Consider the following 521-nt stretch of genomic DNA (forward strand, 5'->3'; position numbering starts at 1 on the left):
CTAAGAGATTATAGAAACAAACAAAGTAAAGAGAAACAAGAAGAACTAGAACGCGTCTTAAGAGATGAACGCTTCCGAGGGCGTCAAAGAGTGCTAAAGGACTTACGCATTGTGTTTAAAGAGTTTGACATCCGTACTCATTAGGAATTCATGCAAAAAAATAAAAAAATTTTAAAAAAGGTGTTGACAAAGTTTGAAAAGTCGGTATAATAGTAAGAGTTGAAAATAACAACTCAGGTCCGTTGGTCAAGGGGTTAAGACACCGCCTTTTCACGGCGGTAACACGGGTTCGAATCCCGTACGGACTATGGTATGTTGCGGTTGAAACACTTGATGAAAAAAAGTTTAAAAAAGTTTCAAAAAAGTGTTGACAAGCGAAAGCGAATGTGATATACTAATATAGTTGTCGCTTGAGAGAAGTAAGTGACAAAGACCTTTGAAAACTGAACAAGACGAACCAATGTGCAGGGCACTACAACAACTGTTGTAGTACTGAACAATGAAAAAACAATAAATCTGTC

General features: G+C 37.0%; 1 tRNA gene and 1 pseudogene. Both read left to right on the forward strand.

Annotation, left to right across the window (positions count from 1 at the left end):
- A pseudogene (locus HT724_RS10010) lies at window positions 1–144 on the forward strand (sigma-70 family RNA polymerase sigma factor); the annotation flags it as partial.
- 92 nt (window positions 145–236) lie between these two features.
- A tRNA-Glu gene (locus tag HT724_RS10015) sits at window positions 237–308 on the forward strand.
- The last annotated feature ends 213 nt before the right edge of the window (window positions 309–521 follow it).

It is taken from the genome of Streptococcus sp. k-402 (genome assembly GCF_013277515.1).
GTDB lineage: Bacteria > Bacillota > Bacilli > Lactobacillales > Streptococcaceae > Streptococcus.